The organism is Streptomyces sp. NPDC046900, from assembly GCF_040644975.1.
Lineage (GTDB): Bacteria > Actinomycetota > Actinomycetes > Streptomycetales > Streptomycetaceae > Streptomyces.
The window spans coordinates 1-3795 of the sequence record NZ_JBEYXD010000207.1 but is presented as its reverse complement, the minus strand read 5'-3'; the positions used below and the strand labels follow the sequence as shown (position 1 = coordinate 3795).

2 protein-coding genes are annotated in these 3795 nt (G+C 68.8%); both read right to left on the bottom strand.

Going from position 1 to position 3795, the window contains the following annotated elements; translation table 11 throughout:
- Nucleotides 1–907 precede the first annotated feature (907 nt).
- The gene (locus ABZ904_RS50760; RefSeq protein ID WP_361006269.1) at nucleotides 908–2641 is read right to left on the bottom strand and encodes a S8 family serine peptidase; all 1734 of its coding nucleotides are present in this window, start codon (nucleotides 2639–2641) and stop codon (nucleotides 908–910) included.
- A 141-nt stretch (nucleotides 2642–2782) separates the two neighbouring features.
- Entirely contained in the window at nucleotides 2783–3256 is a 474-nt protein-coding gene (locus ABZ904_RS50755; RefSeq protein ID WP_361006271.1) for a hypothetical protein, read from the bottom strand.
- Between the last annotated feature and the right edge of the window lie 539 nt (nucleotides 3257–3795).

The following is a 3795-nucleotide window of genomic DNA, read 5'->3' as shown; positions in this document are numbered from 1 at the left end:
GCTTCCATCTCCACGCCCACGCCTCCCCGCCACGGTGGGAAACGATCCCGGAAACTCAATCCGATTCAGGATCGCTTAGCTGATCAGAGACGCTGTCCTTCGGCTGCTTCAACTTGCCGGCCCACGTCTGCGCGTGGTCCAGCACGAGGAACAGTTCCTCCGAGAGGGGGAACTGCTCGTATGCCGGGATCCCCCGCCCAACTCGTGCAGCTCCCGCAGCCGGTTCACGATCCGACCGGTCTTGATCTCCCACAGACGGATCGGCGGGCGCTTCGGCCGGGGCTTTGCGGCCGCGTTCGAGGTCTTCCTCACCACGCTCGAAGTCTTCGCCGCCAGCCGGTTCCCCATCTGGGAACCGGCTATGACCACCCAGACCGATGGCAACGGCGTACCGCGGTGCACCGGGAAACTCCACACTCCTTCAGGGGGATGCCCACCCCTCGGTAGCCGCGTTTCGGCAGGTCAGCGAATTGCGTCGGTTGGCCTCAGCAATGGTCTCCGGCTACCGCGTTGAGCTTGGAACCAGGGCGGGATCGCGTCATCTTGATCAGGAGCCGCAGGGAGGGTGGGGCGTCCTTCGTCATCCACCGCGCCCTCCCTGCCGCATACACGAGACGGGCACCGTCCAGCCACACCGCTGGGAGCCGGTGTGGCTGGACGGACGACCCTTTCAGCCTCATCCGGGATGCTTAAGGCTCGGACCGCCCGTCCACCCGAACATCTTGCTGGCCGTTCGATCCCGGTCGGTCACGGAACACCAGCCGCGAACCTCCGGACACCCGAAAAGCTCAATTGAGCTCAGAACAGCTCCCCCATCCCATCTCGGGCTGGCCTGCAAGCCGAACGACACCGCACTTTCCCTTTCTCGCGGCGGGTGTCACTGCGTGCGGACGCCGCGCGTAGGGACCTATCCGGCCATCGACGGCGTGTAGGACGAGGGGGCTGGTGCGAGTTGTACGCCGGGGGCCAGGCCGAGGGCGATGAGCGCGTCGGGCAGTCCGCGTCCGGTGCGGGCGGCGTCCAGTGTGCCGGGGGCGGCGAGCGGGCGGCAGCTGGCGGCGATGATCTCGAAGAGGTGCTGTAGGCGGCGGGGTCCGCGGGGCAGCAGTTGGCCGTGGAAGTCCTCGTGGTGGGCGAGGATGAGGGCAGCGAGGCCCGCGATGTGGGCCGAGGCCGTGGTGGTGCCGTCGAGGGCCGTGTAGCCGCCCTGCGGCGCGCAGGAGAGGACCGCGACGCCGGGGGCGGCGGCGTCGACGCCGGCGTAGCAGCTGAAGGGGGCGGCGAACAGTCCTTCGGGTGTCAGTTGCGGGCCGTAGTGGGTGGCTTGGGCGGTGTCGGGCGGGTAGGTGCCGAAGGCTCCGAGGGCGCCGACGGCGAAGACGGTGGGCAGACAGGCGGGGAAGGAGATGGGTCCGCCGGTGTCGCCCGTGGGGGCGATGCAGGCGATGCCCGCCGCGTTCGCGTCGGCGAGTTTGCGGGAGACGAGTGCCGAGGGGTAGGGGGTTGCCACGGCGATGTGGGCGATGTCGGCCTCGTGCTGGATGCAGTGGTCCAGGGCGGCGATCAGGTCGCTGAAGTGCCCGTCGGGCAGCACCTGGCAGACGTCGATCTCGGCGTCGACGGCGATGCCGATGATGCCCTTGCCGGTGTCTGCGCCCGCGATGATGCCCGCCGTGTGGGTGCCGCTGCCGAGCGGGTCGTGGGCCCAGCCCTCGGTGGTGCCGCGGACGAGGTCGATGCCGGAGCGCACGCCTTGTTTCAGGTCGGGGTGGTCGATGCTGACGCCGGAGCCGATGAGCGCGATTTTGATGCCGAAGCCACGGAAGGTGGGGGGCAGCCGGTCCAGGCGCATGGCTTGCTGGCCCCAGCTGTAGTGCTGCCGTTCCTCCAGCCCCGGGTACACCTTGGCCAGCGGTGTGAGGGTGACGAGGTTGTGCTGGGTCGCTGAGAGTTCGGGGCGGTGGATCCATCGGTCGGTGTAGTCGCCTCTGGGGCGGATGTACAGGGACTGGACGGACTGCTCGGTGTCCGCCGTCAGGGGGATGGTGACCGTCCCGTCGGCGGCGGTGGTGCCTTGGCTCGGCCAGGTCGCTCCGATCAGGAACACCGCCGCGCCGGCCAGTGGTTCGCCGTCCGGGCCGCAGATGCCAAGCGAGATCTTAGTGGGCTGTTCCTGCGGCAGGACCAGGCCTGGATCGGGCAGCGGCAGCATGCCCGTGCCCGGGGTGGCGGCGGGTCCGGTTGCGGACAGCGGCAGGTCCGGCTCGATGTGGACGTGCAGTGTCCGCATCGCCGGCAGGTGGGCCTCGGCCGCCTCGACGACGGCGATCTGCGGACAGGAGGGTCGCACCCCGGCCGCCTGCAGTTTCTCTGACGGCTGGAGTCGGCGGATCACCCTGACCTCGGGCATGTGTTCCAGTCGGTCGCACACTGCGTCCATGCTCAGTTCGCGTACTCCCGGCGGGAGCAGATGCTGCGGCAGCGGTGTCACCATGTACCGTTGCCGGCGCGGCTGCACCGTGACCGGTGATGGCGTGCTGTTTTCGCGTGGTTCCGTTTTCCTCCCCTCGGATCCCGCCCCGCCCGTCCCCGCGTCCTCCAACTCGCTCTCGCGGTTGTTTCCGGGCCTTTCCTTGGCCATCACGTCCACCTTCACCACGCCTGTGTTGTCCGTCCTGCTCGTGCTTCCTGGTCCAGCGACCGGGCGGTCCCGCTTGCTCGGTGATGCGGTGTGCCCGGGCAACGGCTCCCGGGCACACCGCACAGCGCACCCGCCCCGGGGTCAGCCGATACCGAAGGGCTGACCCACCTGGCCGAAGCCGAAGCCGGGCTGCTGGTACTGCGGGAACTGCTGACCGAACGACTGCTGCCCGTACCCGCCGCCCCACGACTGCTGGCCCTGCTGGCTCTGCTGGCTCTGCTGGAGCAGGGTCACGATCGCGGTCGGCAGCGCCTGCTGCACGGACTGCTCCACAGCGCTGCGCACGCCCTGAAGCAGCGTGTGGTGCAGCGCCATGGCCAGGTAGGGGTGGGCCTGGTGGGCCAGGCCCTGCTGCTGGAGTTGCTGCTGGACCTGTTGGATCTGCTGCAGGGTCTGCTGCATGCGCTGCGCGACTTGCTGGCTGGCCTGCTGACATGCCTGCTGGATGGTCTGCTGGACGATCTGTCCGATCTGCTGCTGCGGGCCACCCATCTGCTGGCTGCCGAACTGCTGGCCGAACTGCTGTAGGGGCGGGGTACCGGTCATCACCGACATGAATGCTCCACTCGACGCCACAGAAAAGCCTACATAGGGGATTATGTTGGCTTTTCGGAATGAATCCGACGCGCTGAAGCTAAGGCGACGTGGCCTTGCCCGCAATCGGGCGAGCCGTCCAGCAGATGGAATCCCCCCGATCGGATCCGGTGACGACCCCAAGTCGCTGAACACCCTTGTTGGACGCCGGACGCCGGACGACGGTTCCGGCCCGACGTGCCAAGGCCCGGCCGCCGGTTGCCGCGAGAGCGGCCGAGGGCCTCCCCTGGCGCACCGTCTCCTCCAGCATGAGCCGCAGGTTCACCTACGCGCGCAGGTGAACTGATCTTCGAGGCGCCCCCTGGCGTGGATCCTGCTGGACGACTACATCGTCCAGCTGCGGTCTCCGCAGGCCAAAGCCCTCGACGACCGCTTCACGGCGCCCTCGGTGCCGCCAGAGCGCCGGTGCAGGGTCAGTCCGGCGATCACGGCTTCGAGGTCGGAGGTCAGCCCGCTGGCGAAGCCGGTGATCCCGGGCAGCTGCGCGGCGCGGGCGGTGT

Coding starts and splice junctions, on each gene's coding strand:
- ABZ904_RS50760 (WP_361006269.1), bottom strand. CDS start 2,641: ATGGCCAAGGAAAGGCCCGGAAACAACCGCGAGAGCGAGTTGGAGGAC.
- ABZ904_RS50755 (WP_361006271.1), bottom strand. CDS start 3,256: ATGTCGGTGATGACCGGTACCCCGCCCCTACAGCAGTTCGGCCAGCAG.